The organism is Mesomycoplasma hyopneumoniae J (assembly GCF_000008205.1).
GTDB lineage: Bacteria > Bacillota_I > Bacilli_A > Mycoplasmatales > Metamycoplasmataceae > Mesomycoplasma > Mesomycoplasma hyopneumoniae.
On record NC_007295.1, the window covers coordinates 477,984 to 493,807 of the forward strand.

Here is a 15,824-nt window from a genome sequence, read left to right on the forward strand (position 1 = left end):
TATTAATTTTTTTTCTATCTTGAACAATAGTTATTCCGATTATGTGAATAATAGGGATTTTTAAAGCCAAATCTGCTGCTAATGCAGTTATAATACATTTAATGAATAGTTTAAATAATTAAAATTTACACATCATTTTCAAATAAATAAAATACTATTAGTTTTGAGGTGATACCCTCTTCTTGAAAAAAATTTTTGAGTGTTTTAATTAATTATAATTTGAAATGAATGTTTCCCTAAATTTAATAGGAGACATTCATTTTATTTTGTCTTTAATTCGTTTGTGATTGTAATAATAAATATAATTTGCAATTGCTTTGTAAAGTTGTTTAAAAGTTAAAAATTCTTTTTCGCGACCATAAAAACATTCTCTTTTTAATGTCCCAAAAAACAATTCAATAACGCTATTATCTAAACAATTTCCTTTTCGAGACATAGACTGAATTATTCCTTTTTGTTTTAATTTTTCTGAAAATTGTCTATGTTGATATTGTTAACCTTGATCACTGTGAAAAATTAAACCTTCAAGATTTTTGTGCTTTGAAAATGCTCTTTGAAGCATTTTTCTAATTTGTTGGTTGTTAGCGCTTATAGACAAATCTCAAGCAATAACTTCGCCATTAAACATATCTAAAATTGGTGATAAATATGCTTTTTCCAAATGGTCCGCTAAATTCAGTTACATTTGTAGTTCATTTTTGATTTGGTTTATTTGCAACAAAATTTCTATTTAAAATATTGTCTGCGATTTTGCCAACAGTTCCTTTGTAAGATTTGTATTTTCTTCTTGGACAAATTGCTTTGAGATTGAATTTTTCCATTAATCTGCGAACTTTTTTAAGTCCAATTTTATAGCCTCTATTATTAAATTCAGCTTTTATTCTTCTTTTTCCATATCTTGCTTTATTTTCTTCAAAAATAAGCTTTACTTGGCTTATAATTTCTTCATTTTTCTTGTCAAAATCTTCTTTTTTGAGTTCATAATAAAAAGTAGATATAGGAGAAAACTCTTTTAATACTTGAGTTAAGCGAAGGTTTTTATCAGCTTTTACTTTATTATAAATTTTTTTTATTTTTTCTTGCCTTGGTTGATTTGAGTCAAAGATCTCTACCAAGGCTTTTCACTTTTTTAGTGCTTCGATTTCCTTTTTTAAAAGTTTAATTTCTTTTTCTAAGTTTTTTTCTCTTTTTTTAAAGTGGTTATTTTTTTCTTCAAGAAGTTTGAGTTTTTCCAATACTGATATTGAAGAATTTAATTGATCTTTACTGTCAAAATTTTTTGATACTTTTGTAGATTTATTATTACTAATCTTAGATTTCATTATTGGTCTTCCTTTGTTTAATTCTAAACCAATAATTCCCGATTCTAAATATTTTTTCGTTCAAAAAGATATTTGACTTGGATTAAGATTATTTTCAAGTGAAATTTTAACAATTGGTTCATTAGCTAAAAATCTTTTAACAACACTTAATCTTTCGTCTATAGTCCATTCTTTATTTCGTGGTTTTTTTCTTAAGACCTTCAACTCCTAATTTGTCATAAATTTTTTCTCAAAAATTTACTTGATTTAAAAATTTTTTTTGACTTGTATTAGCGAAATCAGGCTTTTTAATTTCAATTCCTTTTTTGTATTTTTTTACACATTCTAATTTAAATTCTAATGAATATTTCATAAAAAATCCCCTTTTCTATTTTTCTAAGAAAAGGGGATCTGCTCAAAATATAAGTTATTTAATTTGTATACATTTGAAGACTTTTTAAAAACAGAAACTATAAAATAGTTGTTAAAAACGAATATTTTGTTAAAATTAATATATAACAGATATTTATTGATTCCTATGTGGGTTTTAAGCGTAATATTAAGTGCGCCAACTTATCTGGCTCCTTTATTTGAAGGAGTTTTTTTATATTACTTTTGCTTGCTTTTTTTTTGTTTAATTTAGATATGGAAAAACAAGTTCAAAAAATATTTATTTATTTAGATGAATCTTCTAGAATCGACTTGTCATCTAGTAAACTTCGTAATAATGTATTTAATTTTGGTGGATTTTATTGTTTAAATGAAGAAAATTGTAAAAACATTTTAAATAAAGCAACTTCTAAAGAAATTTGGATAAAAACAAAGCAAGAAGGTAAAGAAATTAAAGGTAAATCTTTACATTTAAAAATAAAAAAAGAATTAATTACTTTTAAACATGCAATAGGAATTGTTGCATTTTTAAAAATTTTAGACAAGAAGTTTTTTAACTCAAGCGATAAAAATTATTTTAAATTTTATATGATAAGTTATTTAATAAATAGCATTATAGTAAAATTAAAATATGAATTACGACATCCTATTCAAATACATTTATATTTGGATCGAAATACAGAAGTTGAAAAAGAAGATACTTGAAAAGAAAGTTTAAAATCTCAAATTTGAAAAGGATTGAAATCTAAAATAGATTATTTGACTGATGAAGTGAAAAAACTATATACTCTTGATTATGAACCTGATATTTTTATTGAAAGTATAGATTCAAAAATGGATGACAACATCCAATTAGCAGATGTTATTGCAAATACATTATATCAAACTTATAATGACTTGAATCTTTCATGAATGGATTTTTGTTATACTAATTTTTTTAATATTAAATTTATTGGCGATAAACCAAGGGTACCAAAACTTATGAATTTTCAAAAACTTATTCATAATCAGTTATTTGAAGAATTTTGAAATTGTATTGAGTATTTAGATAACAAAAAAGAGTAGACTCCTGAGATGATACCCTCTTCTTGAAAAAAATTTTTGAGTGTTTTAATTAATTATAATTTGAAATGAATGTTTCCCTAAATTTAATAGGAGACATTCATTTTATTTTGTCTTTAATTCGTTTGTGATTGTAATAATAAATATAATTTGCAATTGCTTTGTAAAGTTGTTTAAAAGTTAAAAATTCTTTTTCGCGACCATAAAAACATTCTCTTTTTAATGTCCCAAAAAACAATTCAATAACGCTATTATCTAAACAATTTCCTTTTCGAGACATAGACTGAATTATTCCTTTTTGTTTTAATTTTTCTGAAAATTGTCTATGTTGATATTGTTAACCTTGATCACTGTGAAAAATTAAACCTTCAAGATTTTTGTGCTTTGAAAATGCTCTTTGAAGCATTTTTCTAATTTGTTGGTTGTTAGCGCTTGTAGACAAATCTCAAGCAATAACTTCGCCATTAAACATATCTAAAATTGGTGATAAATATGCTTTTTCCAAATGGTCCGCTAAATTCAGTTACATTTGTAGTTCATTTTTGATTTGGTTTATTTGCAACAAAATTTCTATTTAAAATATTGTCTGCGATTTTGCCAACAGTTCCTTTGTAAGATTTGTATTTTCTTCTAGAACAAATTGCTTTGAGATTGAATTTTTCCATTAATCTGCGAACTTTTTTAAGTCCAATTTTATAGCCTCTATTATTAAGTTCAGCTTTTATTCTTCTTTTTCCATATCTAGCTTTATTTTCTTCAAAAATAAGCTTTACTTGGCTTATAATTTCTTCATTTTTCTTGTCAAAATCTTCTTTTTTGAGTTCATAATAAAAAGTAGATATAGGAATAGAAAACTCTTTTAATACTTGAGTTAAGCGAAGGTTTTTATCAGCTTTTACTCTATTATAAATTTTTTTTATTTTTTCTTGCCTTGGTTGATTTGAGTCAAAGATCTTTACCAATGGCTTTTCACTTTTTTAGTACTTCATTTTCCTTTTTTAAAAGTTTAAGTTCTTCTCTAAGAAGTTTAAGTTCTTCATATACAGATAATGAAGAATTTGATTGATCTTGACTGTCGGAATTGTTTGATACTTTTGTAGATTTATTATTACTAATCTTAGATTTCATTATCGATCTCCCTCTGTTTAATTCTAAACCACTAATTCCCGATTCTAAATATTTTTTCGTTCAAAAAGATATTAGACTTGGATTAAGATTATTTTGAAGTGAAATTTTAACAATTGGTTCATTAGCTAAAAATCTTTTAACAACACTTAATCTTTCGTCTATAGTCCATTCTTTATTTCGTGGTTTTTTTCTTAAGACCTTCAACTCCTAATTTGTCATAAATTTTTTCTCAAAAATTTACTTGATTTAAAAATTTTTTTTGACTTGTATTAGCAAAATCAGGCTTTTTAATTTCAATTCCTTTTTTGTATTTTTTTACACATTCTAATTTAAATTCTAATGAATATTTCATAAAAAATCCCTTTTCTTAAAAAAAGAAAAGGGGATCACCTCATTTTTGAAGGATTTTTTTTATTAAAACTTACGATTTGCAGTTGTATTTAATCAGTTGTAAATACTTAATAATACTTTTAAAAATTAAATAATTTTTTTATATTTTCCCTAAATCTTTCATTACTTTTTCTATATCAGTTTCTTGAAATAATGTAATTTGCTCTTCTTTTTTAATGGCAATAACACTGATTTGAGCTCCTTTGTTATTTTCGATTCTAGGAATTAAATTATTGCTATTGCTATTTACAAAATATAATTTTTTAGATTTTTCAAAATCTAAATATCACTGACCCATATTAGAAGAATAAAGGTTAAAAAAGCTTAAATTAAGTTTTTCTACTGCTAAATATAAATTATATTTTGACAATATATTTTCAATGCTTTGATTTTCAAAGAATTTATTTATATATTTTTCTAATACTGGCTTTAAGACATTAGAATCTAGTTTATTAAATTTATTTACATTTGTTAATGTAAAAGTTTTAAATTTATTCTGAGCAAAAAAATTATCAAATTTTTGTTCATTTTCTTTTATTGAATTGTTGTTTATAGTTGAATCAGCAACAAATTCTTTTACATTTGAATTTAATTTATCACTACTTTTTAAAGTGTCTTTAAAAATTCAATATGAATTCATAAAATATTTTTTTTGATATTCTGCAAAGTTGTCTTCGCTTTTTTTAAGAAAGAAATTATTAAAATAATTTTTTAAAAATGATTGTTGATAAGTTTTGGTTTTTAATAAATTTAAATCTATTTTATATTTTTGCTCTTGCGGAATACGATTTCACAAGAATAAAGCTACACTACTCATCGAAATTGTAAATATTATCAAATAAGATCATAAAACTAACAGTGAGATTTTGATAGGTTTTGTTATTTTAGTTCTTTTTTCTTGGCTAATATCATTAGCAAATCAAGAAAACTTTAATTTTCATTTGTTTTTTTGTCTCAAGGTAGCCCCTTCCATTCTTGTAAAAGAGTTTTTCAATCTGTTTCATTATTAAAGGCAATATTGTCTTCTTTTTTAAAGGCTATTATACTTATAGTTGCACCATTATTGGTATCGCTTGATTCTTGCGGTCATGGATAATAATTTACAAAATATAATTTTTTATCTTTAAGAAAATCTAGATTCCATCAACCCATTCTAGAAGAGCTTAATGTGAAATTCGAGAAAGAGCTATTCTTTACAAAATAATATAAGTTATATGTTTGTAGTACTTGCTCTACACTTTGATTAGGAAAAAATTTTGTTAAATATTTTTCAAATACAGGTTTTACAATGTTCGAATCTAAATTATCAAACTCTGTTTTTAAAGTTAATGTACGAGGGATTTCTTTATTTTTGTTAAAAAAATCTGAATATTTATCTATGTTTTCTTGAATTTTATTTTTTTCTTCATCTGTATTGGATTCTGTTTTTTGGATGTGAGAATCAAGTTGGTCACTACTTTCTAAAGTATCTTGATTAACTCAATAAGTACTCATGAAATATTCTTTTTGATATTTATTAAAATTATTTTGAATTTTTTTAAATATAAATTCATTAAATGAATTTTTTAAATAGATTAACTGTTTTTCTTCTTCATCTGATAGATTAACATAGTTGGGTTGATCAAGTTTATAATATAAACTTAAATAATAAATGGAAACAGCAGATATAGAAACAGAAATAATTGTTGATAAAAGTAATAAAATTTTCTTCGTTTTAGACATATTTTAATCCTTTCTTACAGTGTACAAATTTTTTAATTTATTGAAAAAATATATTTAAATTAGCATTTTCCTTCATTTTTGAAGCAAATTAGTAAATCTAGAATTGTAATATTTCAAACAAATTGACTTACTACTAAATTTATTTTTTAAATTTTTAATTCTAGCTAATTTAGAAAATACGAAATTATATTTAAATCAATTTCATAATGGTATCTATGTTGCTACTTTCAAAAAATTCTATATTTTCAGATTTTTTAAAAGCAACAATATTAATTTGTGCGCCTGTATATGGAACCATAGTATGAACTATGGGACGTTGTGGAGGCTCTATAAAATATAGCTTATTGAATTTTAATGAATCAAATCATCATCAACCTAAATCTGTTTTTGAAAGACCAAATGAATATATTTCACTTTCTTTTACAAAATAATATAAATTATATTGATCAAAAATTTGTTCTATATTTTGATTAGGAAAAAATTTACTTAAATAATTTTTAAAAATAGGTTTTAAAATATTTGAATCTAAATTTTCAAATTCTTCTTTGGTTTTTAGTGTGTAATTAGTAGCTTTATTTGTTTTAAAATAATTATCAAATTTTTGTTGATTTTCATTTCGAATTCTTTGTTCATTTTCACTTAAATTTGATTTAAAGTAAAATTCGGATGGAAATGGTTGCTCAACTTTGTCTAAATATTTCAGTGTTTCTCTATGAAGTCAATATGAATTCATAAAATATTTTCTTTGATATTCTTCAAAATTATCATTAATTTTTTTTACTACATTATTATCAAAAAAATTATCTTTTTCTTGGTTTAAAAACTCTTTATTTTTGCATGCTAAAGTAAACAATCCTATTGTTGGAATTAAGACAACACTTGATAAAATTTTGCGAATTTGTAAAGATATTTTCCTCTTTTTATTCATATTAGTTTTCCTTAAATACAGTATGTGTCACTGCAATAGAATCATCTACTGAATTTTCAAATAAAGAACTTTTGTATTTTTTAACTATATATCTATAAATTCCAGAATCTTGAACTTTAAATTTAATTAATTCTACATTACTGTTGATACTTAATGATGAACTTACACTTTGTCAATATCCTCTACTATCTAATTTTTCTAATACTAAATCATAGTCAGTGAATAAAGCTTGATTTTGACGTTTTTTAGTTTCTTCAAGTTTCAATCTATTTTCGTTTATATGTTTACTTTTTCAATCGCTTAGTTTTAGTTCATAATCAATTCCCTGAGCAGTTTGTTTTGCAAGTGCTCATGTTGGAAATAATCATTCTCATCAATTTGGATGTTGTAATTCTGGTTTATTCTCGTTTTCTTTTAGCAATCCTGAGTTAAACATTCAACTAAGTGCTATATTTATTTGTTCTCCAGCTTGTAAATTTAAATGTGAGCTTTCAAATATACCGCCATCCACATCGGATTTAATAACAGATTTAGTATTAATATTTCAGCTGCTTCTTGCATTTTTTCAACATCTATTAAACCTGCTCCATAAGTTGAATCAAAACCATTTCCTTTTTTATTTAAATTTTTGTATTTAGGTAAATGTGCAGAGGCAGCTAGAATAGACATTGCAGATGGTACTCTAAATTGATCATTATTTAATCAAGAAAATTTATCAAAAATATATGAAATAGCACCAGTAACTACAGGAGCAGCAAAACTAGTACCTCTGATTTCATCATTATTCTCTAAGAGTATCTCCCCTGGTGCAACAACTAAAGGTTTAGGTAAGTTTAAATGGTTAGACTCTAGTTCTCTGTTAGAAAAGTTCGAAATTTCAATGTCATTTAAAAAAGAGTTTTCTCTATATTTTGTTGATCCGACAGAAATTGCGTTATATGCTAATTGAGTGCTGTCATTTCCCTTTTTTATTTTGTTTGTTATGACCATTTCCAGCAGCGAAAACATTAACTACACCATATTTTCTTGAAATATAATCTATGAAAAAACTATCATCATCATAAGGGAGAGAGTAATCAGCAGTTGGTCCATAGCTATGGTTAATAAACTTTACATTATTTTTTAAAACCAATCATTCAAGAGCGTTTTGTCAATTAAAGTTATTAGAACTAAAACTTGTGAAATAAATTTGTCCATTTGAATTTATTCCGTTTTTACCTGCTGCAACCATTGATACATTAGTCCCATGTGTATCATTTAAATTTTCTGGAGTAAATAATTTAACTTCAGGTGTATGTACAAATTTATAATTTCTTTGTAATTGAGTTGTACCTACTTCTAAAATTCCTATTTTTGAACCTTTTCTGTGATATTTAAAAAATTCTGTTTGCTTTTCAGGATTTAAATTTATTTCTTTTAAAAGTAGTTTTTTATTAATGTCTGAAAATCTAGAAATATAATAGCCATTCTGTTCATTTTGGGAAACTACATCATTATTTTTGATAATAACTTTTTTATAAAAAACAATTCTTTTTACAAAATCTAATGTATCAACATATTTGATAAATTCTTTAGATTTTTCTACATCATTAAAGTAAAATCAAACAATAGGTAGCATTGCACTAGTTTGAATTTTTCAATTTATGTTTTTGTTTTTAAAGCCTCTTTTTATTTTATTTAGAAGAGAATCTATTCTTTCATCTAAATTTCCTTTTTCATTAAAAACATCTAAATATAGTTTTAATTCAATTGTATCAGATACCTTGTCTGATAATTTTTTTCCATCAGTAGATTTGGAAGTTGGAATTTTCCAATCATTAACAACAAATTTTTTACTTGCAAAATTTATTGTTGCTAATTTTTCATTATTAATTAAGTTTTTATTTTGATTAAATGAAAAAATAGGTACAAAAACTAACGAAGTTATTGTACCTATCGCAAATGAAAATTGAAAAAATTTTTTTACTTTAAGCATATAATTCTCCAATTTTTGAATTTTTATTAAGAAAAAAAATATATAAAGAAAATTAAATTTTGAAATAAATATTCAAATTATTTTAAACCAAATGTATATGGATTTTTTCCTTATTTTGTCTTCTTTTTTAGATTTGTTTATGTTATTTTTTTAATTTTTGTTTTGATTATATCATTTTTTTAAAATATTTAATTAAATTTAAAAAAATAAATAAGATAAATAATTTTTAAGTGTTATTATTCTTTGAATTTAGATTAGTAAAGTTTTTTCATAAAAAATAAAATCACACATTTTTTTAAAAATTTAGCAAAAAAATTTAGTTTTTTTTTTTTTTTTTTTTTTTTTTTTTTTAGCTTTATCAAATTTAACTTTTAAATTCAAATTAAACAAATATATTAATAGTTAATTTAATAAAATATATTATAATGTTTAAAATAAAAATTGTATTTACAAAGGAAATTTTCAATGACAGATTCAAAAATCCCAAATTTATTAGAAATCTACAAACAAAAATTAGATGAAATTTCATCAAAAGAACTAAATTCTGACCAAAAAAAATTAGCCTATGAAATTCTTGAAAAATTCCCGGATAATAAACTTGAATATGTTTTTCAGTTTATTTCTCAACGAATTAAAACCGGTTTTCGCTTTGATTCTGCCCCTGAAAGTGATACAAATACTGTTGCTATTTTAGAAAAAGATGAAAATCTTAGTTTTAAATTCAATGAAAATAATCAAAATCCAAATACCTTAATTATTGGTGAAAATTATGATGGATTAAAAAATTTATTAGTAATCGAGAGAGAGAGAGAGAGAGAGAGAGAGAGAGAGAGAGAGAGAGAGAGGCGGCTTTGATATAATTTATATCGATCCGCCTTATAATACTGAGGCAACTAAAAATGATGGGAATTCAATTGCTAATGAAAAAGATGATATAAAAGCAAGTAAATTTATTTATCGTGATAAATTTTCGCGTAATGGTTGACTAAATTTAATGAATGAAAGATTAAAATTAGCAAAGGACCTTCTAAAAGATGATGGAATAATTTTTGTTTCAATCGATGATGCCGAACAGGCTTATTTAAAAGTTTTAATGGATGAAATTTTCGGGGAAGAAAATTTTGTTGCTAATTTTCCATTTATTTCAAATTTATCAGGTCGCCAAGTAAATACAAATTTGGCCCTTTGCCATGAATATTTATTGCTCTATAAAAAAAATAATTTCATATTTAATAAAATTGATAAAGATTATGCCAATAACTTTATGCCTATTGTTTATCCCGAGAGATCTAATGTGATTTTCAATGAAGACCCTGATGTAAATAAGGAAATTTATGATAATAGCCCAGAACAAAAAGAAGATAACTCCACTCAATACATTTTGAGAGATAATTTAGAAAATTCAAATGGTGAGTTTAACCCTAAAACTCGTCCTAATTTATTTTTCCCAATTTACGCGCGGAAAATTAATGAGAAAAATAAATTATGAGATATTACGGTGGAAGAGCCTGATTCAAAACATGATTTTATTGAAATTTGACCTCGTAAAAATAGCAAAAATATTCAATTAGTTTGGCGTTGAGGTAAGAAGAAAATAATGAACCAAATTAATGATCTTGTTATTGTGGAGCCAAGGGATAAAAATGATAAAAATTATAGAATAAAAGTAAAAATATTTGATCAATCCTACACCGTTAAATCATTTATTTTAGGTAAAAAATTCAATAATAAGTCCGCTACTAAAGAATTAAACAAGATATTTAGCGAATCTTCGGAAAAGGTTTTCAATTTTCCTAAACCCACTGCGTTAATAGAATATCTAATTAATTTACACCCCAATAAAAATGCAAGAGTTCTTGATTTTTTTGCCGGAAGTGGGACAACTGGTCAGGCAGTTTTAGAACTAAATTTCCAAGATGGAGGCACTCGCAGTTTTACTCTGATAACTAATAATCAAAATAAAATTGCCGAAAATGTAACTTATGAAAGACTTTTTCGAATAAATCACGGTTTTGGAACAAAAAAAGAGCAAAATTTTGACTGGATTAAGAAAAATCAACCTTATAAAACTAATTTAGATGTTTTTCGAATTAATTATTTTAATACAGAAATTTTTAACAAGGAAAATGATGTTAATTTATTAGTTAAAAAACTAGAAAAAATGTTAACTAATTTTGGAATTTCTAGCAAAAATAAGATAAATCTAATTGAATATCTTAACTATCTCCTTGCGCTTTTGCCTCAAAAAAAGGATAAAAAATAATGTATTTAGATAGATGTCCAAAAAAACGTTGTTAAAAAATTATTTAAAAAAGCGCGTAATTCTCTTAGTAAAGAAAAAAAGAAGCAATTTATTTTAAAGCCCCAACTGGTTCTGGAAAAACTTTTATGATGATCAATTTCATTGATTATTTAATTACTTGAAGTAAATCTCAAGATAAGCTTAAACTTGTTTTTGTTATTGCTACCTTATCAAGTGCTAATCTCCCTGGGCAAATCCAGGAAAGTTTTCTAAAATATAAAAATTATATTAATAATAAAAATCTAAAAATTCATCGTATTTAAAGTCCTTCAAATCAAAGACAAGTACAAAAATCGAAAAAAATTATAAATTTTATGCAGAAGTCCATAATGTTTATATTATCGGCTCGGCTTCATTTCGGAAAAATTCAATTCTTCGCCAAGAAGAAGCAATTGAATCATTTTTGGTCGAGATCAAATCTAAAAATTATAAATTAGTATATATCCGCGATGAGACTCATATCGGAGGCGATCTAAAAATCAGAACTAATAAAGATGATCCTTTTTTTGAAGAAAAAATGCAAAATAGTGCTAATTTTGTCTTTAAAATGACAGCAAACCCTGATCAAAAACATAATCTAATCGAATTAAGTGAAAAAGAACTAAATGGCGATAAAATAAAACTGCTAAAAACAAAAAAATACTATAATTTAGGGCTTAAGTCAAATTTAGAATATGATAATGAAATAATTCTTAATGCCACTTGTAATTTATCTTGAGATTAAAACTTATAAAAATGATAATGATGAGCAAAAAACCGAAAAATTATATGAAAACTATAACGAATATATTAAAACAAATTCCGATAGCAATATTAAATTAACAATGGTCACATGTTTTGTTGATATTCACAAAAATGTTCGAGAAAAAGCGCTATATTTTTCCGGGGCCTGATCAATTTACAAGTTAAACTCAAAACTAAATGACATAAATCCAAACCAGAAAGATCTTCATGATATAATAAAAAGTAATTCTATTCTAAGTTTATTTGAAGCTTTTAAGTTATTAATCAAAATGAAGGAAAATGCCCATATTTTTTTAAAAAATATGGGAATTTTTGCAAAAAACATTAATTTTTTTGCAAAAATTTAAAAAACAGGAAATATAAAACTAAGAAAAACTAGTAATATTTTTTCATATCATTACTAACAGAATTAAAAACAAAACCAACTAGCTTATCTTGTTCTTCAATTGGTAAATTTGGATTAGTTTTTATTACATTATATGCATAAATAAAGGCAGGATGGAGCGAGTTACTAAGTGGTCGCCCAATTTGATATAGATTACACCATTTTGCATTTAATTTTTTGCGTAAGGTTTCATCAACAACTTTTATTCGGTATTCCTTGACTAAATTAAGATAAGAAAAAATTTTAAAAATTCCAAATGTGAGTCAAAAATTTTTAACGCATTCCGATCATTTAATCGGTATAAAAAAACAAATTCCAAAGAAATAACTCAATGTAGGAAATCAAGAAATATAATATAGAATTTCGATATAATTATTAGTTATCTTTAAAATATTTTCGTTTATGATAAAAAATATTAATTTATCGGTAAAAAGTGGGCTTAATAAAAAAATTAGTCTTACTAAATAGTTGGTTAATAAAAAAGACGAGTCTAAAATATAATAAAATATAATTTTTTGGCTTTTTTGCCGATTTTTGGAATTATTAAAATAAATTAGAACTTGAATAATCATCAAAAAGGCGATAAAAGAACTAACAAATACGATATATGGTCAAAAAATAAAATTACCAAAACCAGCAAAAATTAATCAAAAGATTAACATCAAAAATGAGACAAAAAAGGTTATAATTGTATAATAGACCGATTTTGCCGTAAAAGAAATATTTTTTCAAAGCTTTTCAAGGGGATTTAGCTTTTTTTCTAGAGTTTTTTCATGTTTTTGAAAAATTTCAAAATTTAGTTGATAAAAACTATTGATCCAGCTTGTATGTTGTTCGCGATAATTCATTTTTGCGTTTAGATCAGAAATTTCAACAACTGATTTTGTATCGGCAAGATAATTAAAGAATTGATTTTCATCTTCATGTAACAGGTTTGAATAGTTTTTTTTTACCTTTTTTGTAGTTTTTTTTGGCTCGACAAACACATTATTTATATTTTTTTCTTGTTTATCCTGTCCTGCTTGAAATGTAGTTCTATTTTCCAAATAATTTGCATAATTTGCACTATTTTTAGTCTGACTATAATATTCAGGACTATTTTTTGCCTCAATTTCATTTTGATTTAAATTAACTTCAGCTTCCTGAATGTTTCCATCAAATGGGTTAGGGTTGCTTAATTTTTGTTCTTTTACATAATTTGCTTTTTGAAAGTTGCTATTTTGCTGATAATTACGGTCGCGGGAGGCAAAATTACTATTTTGACTTTTGATATTACTGTTTTGACTAGGGTTTCTAGGGATGAAAAAATTTGATTGTTTTGCCTCCTTAAATTTAGAGTTTGCCTTATTTTGGTCCTGGTTTCAATTCATAAAACCCCTTTTTCCTCAATTTTTTACTTGTTTACTATTTTATTTTATTTTATTTAATTTTACCATAAATAGCTGATTAAGTTAGCCTAATTTTTGGGCAAAGTTAAAAAAAACTATTAACCTAAAAATTCATAATCTGTTTTAAACCTTAATGTAGTTTAAGTATTTTTACAAAAATTAACCGAATAAAACAAATTTAGCTAAATTTTCCTAAATTTTTCCACTGGATAAATTATAGTTGATAAAATTAGAATTTAAATTTAATTACTTTGAATTTAATATAGAACTATTTTTTTATAAAATTTACTTATTTATATTATATAGGCAAAAACAGGATTTAATTGTTTTATTTACTGAATTTTTAATTTTATATTTGAAATTAAGTTTCAAATTAAATAAAAATTTATAAAAAACAAGACTTTTTTATAAATTTTTCTAAAAAAATGAAATTTTCGAAAAATAAAAATTAAACAAAAATCTTTTTTCAGAGAAAAATTACCTAGAAATTAATTACTCAAATTTTTTTATTAATTACCACTTTTGACTAAAAATTTGCAATTTTTTCTAAAAAATTAACCACAAAGTTATCTAATTTTAATAATTAAGCTAATTTTTGGTCATTTTTACTCCACTTAACTAATTTTTATATAAAGAATTTTTATTTTTTTTCGGTCGACTTATTTTAGTAAAAAGTAATTTGTAAAAATAAAAAAAATATTTTTTTGGTTTTTTTTCTTTGTTAGTGTATAATTGTGGTTGATAGTGGAGACAAGCGGAAATGTTTGGAACTGTTTTTAGAATATTAGACGAGAAAAATAGAATTGTAATGCCTCCTGCTTTTCGAAATGAACTTGAAGGCGACTTTTATATTTCTGCTAATTTGGAGAAAATCCTTGAAATCAGAAGCCAGACAGAATTTGACTTGTTAGCCCAAAAAATAGGAAAAGCAAATTCACTCGATCCTAAACTTCGTGATTTTGCAAGATATTTTTTTGGGAATACAGTCAAAGTTTCTGCTGATAAACAAGGACGATTTTTGATCCCGAAAAATCTTCTTGATCTTGCCACTATCAGTAAAAATTTATATTTAATTGGGGTTAATAACAAAATTGAAATTTGACCAGAACAAAGATACGAACAATTTTATGCAAAATTTTCTGATAGCGAAATGACCGCTGATCTTGAAAAAGAGTTGCTAAAATCGGGAGTTGAATTATAAAATGCATGTTCCAGTTTTGTTAGAGGAACTTATTTTAGCCCTGGAAATTAACCCAAAAGGATTTTATGTTGATTTAACTTTAGGACGCGGCGGACATTCCTTAGCGATTCTTGAAAAAATTAGTAATGGAAAATTGGTTGTTTTTGATAAAGACCAGGATGCCTTAGATCAAACAAGACCAAAATTATTGGCATATAAGCAAAACATTGAAATTATTTGGTCAGATTTTTCCAGATTTGATTTCTATCTTGAAAATTTAGGAATTCAATTTGTTGATGGATTTATCATCGATTTAGGAGTCTCATCTCCGCAGATTGATGATCCCGAGCGGGGATTTTCATATTCTAAAGATGGCAATTTAGATATGCGAATGGATAAGAGTCAAAAACTTAGTGCTTTTATTGTTCTTAATGAATATCCCTATGAAAAATTAGTTGAAATTTTCTTTAAATATGGCCAGATTCCCTATGCACGCGAAATTGCCAGAGCAATTATTAACTCTCGCCCTTTGAAGACTACTTTTGAGCTGGTGAATCTTGTAAAAAAAGTAATTCCTGCGCTGGTGTTAGTTAAAAAAAATTTTATAAAAAATGTTTTTCAGGCTGTTCGGATTGAAGTTAATAATGAACTTGATTCCTTGCAAAAGTTGTTAGAAAAGTTACCAAAATTTTTAAAGCAAGGATCAAAAGTAGCAATTATTACCTTTCATTCGTTAGAGGATCGAATCGTTAAAAAAGCATTTTTGGATCTAATTAGAAAAGACAAACTGGAATTTTTTCAAAAAGGTTTACCAAAATTTTCTATGAAAGTTTTCCGACCAAAAGCTAATGAATTAAAGTCAAATCCGCGAGCAAAATCAGCAAAATTACGACTTCTTTTAAAAAATAGATAAAAATTGGAACCAAAAA

General features: G+C 24.7%; 15 protein-coding genes and 2 pseudogenes. 8 read left to right on the forward strand and 9 right to left on the reverse strand.

The genetic code is table 4. The features are described from left to right. Positions 1–208 precede the first annotated feature (208 nt). Positions 209–1,674: pseudogene (locus MHJ_RS03650) on the reverse strand (IS3 family transposase). Between the two features lie 272 nt (positions 1,675–1,946). Here MHJ_RS03650 and MHJ_RS02110 point away from each other — a divergent pair. Further along, positions 1,947–2,756 carry a DUF3800 domain-containing protein gene (locus MHJ_RS02110; protein ID WP_148166903.1) on the forward strand — a complete coding sequence of 270 codons (810 nt, stop codon included), beginning with the start codon at positions 1,947–1,949 and terminating at the stop codon, positions 2,754–2,756. Between the two features lie 49 nt (positions 2,757–2,805). Here MHJ_RS02110 and MHJ_RS03660 read toward each other — a convergent pair. From MHJ_RS03660 to MHJ_RS03890, 7 genes and pseudogenes are all read right to left on the reverse strand, one after another. Beyond that, positions 2,806–4,233 (reverse strand): annotated as a pseudogene (locus MHJ_RS03660) (IS3 family transposase). 138 nt (positions 4,234–4,371) lie between these two features. Next, positions 4,372–5,229 (reverse strand): hypothetical protein, encoded by an 858-nt coding sequence (locus tag MHJ_RS02130; RefSeq protein WP_044284652.1) that lies wholly within the window; start codon positions 5,227–5,229, stop codon positions 4,372–4,374. Continuing rightward, positions 5,202–5,993 carry a hypothetical protein gene (locus MHJ_RS02135; protein WP_002557993.1) on the reverse strand — a complete coding sequence of 264 codons (792 nt, stop codon included), beginning with the start codon at positions 5,991–5,993 and terminating at the stop codon, positions 5,202–5,204. Before MHJ_RS02135 ends, MHJ_RS02130 begins: the two co-directional genes overlap by 28 nt. 190 nt (positions 5,994–6,183) lie before the next feature. Next, positions 6,184–6,921: a hypothetical protein gene (locus MHJ_RS02140; protein ID WP_011284157.1), complete on the reverse strand. Its 738-nt coding sequence runs from the start codon at positions 6,919–6,921 to the stop codon at positions 6,184–6,186. A 1-nt stretch (position 6,922) separates the two neighbouring features. Further along, positions 6,923–7,432 carry a hypothetical protein gene (locus MHJ_RS03880; RefSeq protein ID WP_237697197.1) on the reverse strand — a complete coding sequence of 170 codons (510 nt, stop codon included), beginning with the start codon at positions 7,430–7,432 and terminating at the stop codon, positions 6,923–6,925. Beyond that, a complete protein-coding gene (locus MHJ_RS03885) occupies positions 7,399–7,929 on the reverse strand; it encodes a S8 family serine peptidase (protein ID WP_237697198.1) in 531 nt (176 codons plus the stop codon). Before MHJ_RS03885 ends, MHJ_RS03880 begins: the two co-directional genes overlap by 34 nt. Then, complete coding sequence (locus tag MHJ_RS03890) at positions 7,856–8,896, reverse strand: S8 family serine peptidase (protein ID WP_237697199.1); 1,041 nt, start codon at positions 8,894–8,896, stop codon at positions 7,856–7,858. The genes MHJ_RS03885 and MHJ_RS03890 overlap by 74 nt, the downstream gene beginning before the upstream one ends. Positions 8,897–9,361: 465 nt before the next feature. Between MHJ_RS03890 and MHJ_RS03895 the strand changes: the two genes are divergently transcribed. The 5 genes from MHJ_RS03895 (at position 9,362) to MHJ_RS03590 (ending at position 12,289) form a co-directional block, all read left to right on the forward strand. Next, positions 9,362–9,778 (forward strand): hypothetical protein, encoded by a 417-nt coding sequence (locus MHJ_RS03895; RefSeq protein WP_044284653.1) that lies wholly within the window; start codon positions 9,362–9,364, stop codon positions 9,776–9,778. Further along, positions 9,753–11,159 carry a site-specific DNA-methyltransferase gene (locus MHJ_RS02155; RefSeq protein WP_408631358.1) on the forward strand — a complete coding sequence of 469 codons (1,407 nt, stop codon included), beginning with the start codon at positions 9,753–9,755 and terminating at the stop codon, positions 11,157–11,159. The genes MHJ_RS03895 and MHJ_RS02155 overlap by 26 nt, the downstream gene beginning before the upstream one ends. Positions 11,160–11,284: 125 nt before the next feature. Then, entirely contained in the window at positions 11,285–11,461 is a 177-nt protein-coding gene (locus MHJ_RS03670) for a hypothetical protein (RefSeq protein WP_160585767.1), read from the forward strand. 140 nt (positions 11,462–11,601) lie between these two features. Beyond that, positions 11,602–11,922 (forward strand): hypothetical protein, encoded by a 321-nt coding sequence (locus MHJ_RS03585; RefSeq protein ID WP_237697200.1) that lies wholly within the window; start codon positions 11,602–11,604, stop codon positions 11,920–11,922. Further along, a complete protein-coding gene (locus MHJ_RS03590) occupies positions 11,894–12,289 on the forward strand; it encodes a hypothetical protein (RefSeq protein WP_052259111.1) in 396 nt (131 codons plus the stop codon). The genes MHJ_RS03585 and MHJ_RS03590 overlap by 29 nt, the downstream gene beginning before the upstream one ends. 28 nt (positions 12,290–12,317) lie before the next feature. Here the strand turns inward: MHJ_RS03590 and MHJ_RS02165 are convergent, their stop codons facing one another. Further along, the gene (locus tag MHJ_RS02165) at positions 12,318–13,697 is read right to left on the reverse strand and encodes a hypothetical protein (RefSeq protein WP_011284162.1); all 1,380 of its coding nucleotides are present in this window, start codon (positions 13,695–13,697) and stop codon (positions 12,318–12,320) included. 778 nt (positions 13,698–14,475) lie between these two features. Here MHJ_RS02165 and MHJ_RS02170 point away from each other — a divergent pair. Both MHJ_RS02170 and rsmH read left to right on the forward strand, forming a co-directional pair. After that, positions 14,476–14,916, forward strand: a complete 441-nt coding sequence (locus tag MHJ_RS02170) for a division/cell wall cluster transcriptional repressor MraZ (RefSeq protein ID WP_011206239.1) — start codon at positions 14,476–14,478, stop codon at positions 14,914–14,916. Position 14,917: 1 nt separating this feature from the next. Continuing rightward, on the forward strand, positions 14,918–15,808 hold the full coding sequence (gene rsmH / locus MHJ_RS02175; protein WP_011284163.1) for a 16S rRNA (cytosine(1402)-N(4))-methyltransferase RsmH: 891 nt from the start codon (positions 14,918–14,920) through the stop codon (positions 15,806–15,808). Positions 15,809–15,824 lie beyond the last annotated feature (16 nt).